General features: G+C 72.6%; 2 protein-coding genes. One reads left to right on the top strand and one right to left on the bottom strand.

Annotated features, from left to right (window positions below; genetic code table 11):
• Positions 1 to 71: 71 nt before the first annotated feature.
• Positions 72 to 503: a ferritin-like domain-containing protein gene (locus IEZ31_RS55680; RefSeq protein ID WP_190258277.1), complete on the top strand. Its 432-nt coding sequence runs from the start codon at positions 72 to 74 to the stop codon at positions 501 to 503.
• Between the two features lie 230 nt (positions 504 to 733).
• Here the strand turns inward: IEZ31_RS55680 and IEZ31_RS55675 are convergent, their stop codons facing one another.
• Positions 734 to 1,462, bottom strand: a complete 729-nt coding sequence (locus IEZ31_RS55675) for a VIT1/CCC1 transporter family protein (RefSeq protein ID WP_268241781.1) — start codon at positions 1,460 to 1,462, stop codon at positions 734 to 736.
• Positions 1,463 to 1,508: the final 46 nt, after the last annotated feature.

The following is a 1,508-nucleotide window of genomic DNA, read 5'->3' as shown; positions in this document are numbered from 1 at the left end:
GCGAAGCGGAGGAGGCCGGTCATCATGGGCTCAGTTTGGAGGGCATGCGGCCGGAGCGGAGCGGAGGACGCATGACCACCCCGGCGGACGAGCGGCTCATCGCGGCGCTGCAGGCCGAGCACGCCGCGATCTACGGCTACGGCATCGCCGGGCCGAAGCTCGACGGCAGCACGATCGGCCTGGCCCGCACCGCCGAGGCGGCGCACCGCAACCGCCGCGACGCGCTGGTCGTGCGCCTGTCCGGCGCCGGGGTGACGCTACCGGCGGCCGCACCCGCCTACCAGATGCCCTTCCCGGTCACGGACCGTGCCTCCGCGCTGAAATTGGCGGTACTGCTGGAGGAGCGCACCGCCGCCCAGTGGCGGCTCGCGCTGCCGGCGACGGCGGGCGAGGTGCGCAAGCTGGCGCTGGACGCGCTCATCGACTGCGCCACCCGCGCCGTGACGCTCCGCCAGGCGTCCGGCACCACGCCGGTGTCGGTGCCGTTCCCCGGAAAAGCCTGACAAACCGGGCACGGACCCAATACTCCCGAAAGCGTGCCACAGCAAGGCCGCGTCACCCCGTAGGGCTGTCCGCTCCGCGACGATCGTTGCATCACGCCACGAGCGTCCGAACGAGAGGAGGCCAACATGCGCCGCACCGCGTGGGCCGGTCCGACGATGCAGCCGCGTCGTTAGTCACACCCGTCTCGTGAGCCCTACCGTCTCGGGGATCACCATAGCCCCGAGACGGTCTAGGCCGCGAAGAGCAGACCGATCGCGAATGTGGCTCCGGCCGCCGCCGCACCCAGCAGCAGCTGCCGCAGCCCCGACCACCACCACGGCCGCCGGGTGAACCGGGCCACCAGGGCGCCGGCGACGAACAGCCCGGCGCCGCCTGCCGCGAGGGAGATCGTCAACGAGGACGCTCCCAGCAGGTAGGACAGCAGCGGGACCAGAGCACCGATCGAGAAGCAGACGAAGGACGATCCGGCGGCGACCCACGGGCTCGGTGAGTCGTCCGGGTCCATCCCGAGCTCCTCCTGAGCGTGCACGCGCACCGCCTCGTCGGGGTTGCGCCCGACGATCGAGGCGACCTGCAGCGCCAGCTCCGGCGGCACACCGCGGGCCTCCCAGACGCGGGCCAGCTCCGCCGCCTCCGCCTCCGGAAACTTGATGAGCTCCTGCCGCTCTTTGGCGACCTCGGCGGCGAGCTGCTCGTTCTGCGCGCGGACGCTGGTGTACTCCCCCAGGCCCATCGAGATCGCCCCGGCGACCAGCCCGGCGGTGCCGGTGAGCACGATGTCGTCGGCCGCGACCCCGCCGCCGCCGACCCCGGCGATCAGCGCGATGTTGGTGACCAGCCCGTCCATCGCCCCGAAGACAGCGGCGCGTAGCCAGCCCCCGGAGACGTCGGCGTGATGGTGCGCATCCTCTGCGGCCGGATGGTGAACGGCCCCTCCGCTACGCTCCGGACCGCTCACGGCCCCTCCGCTTCGCTCCGGCGCCGCGAGTACAGGCTGAACCGAT

Origin of the sequence: Dactylosporangium sucinum (genome assembly GCF_014647515.1) — a bacterium.
GTDB classification, from domain to species: Bacteria; Actinomycetota; Actinomycetes; order Mycobacteriales; family Micromonosporaceae; genus Dactylosporangium; species Dactylosporangium sucinum.
This window is presented reverse-complemented; position numbering and strand designations above follow the sequence as displayed.

Coding starts and splice junctions, on each gene's coding strand:
- IEZ31_RS55680 (WP_190258277.1), top strand. CDS start 72: ATGACCACCCCGGCGGACGAGCGGCTCATCGCGGCGCTGCAGGCCGAG.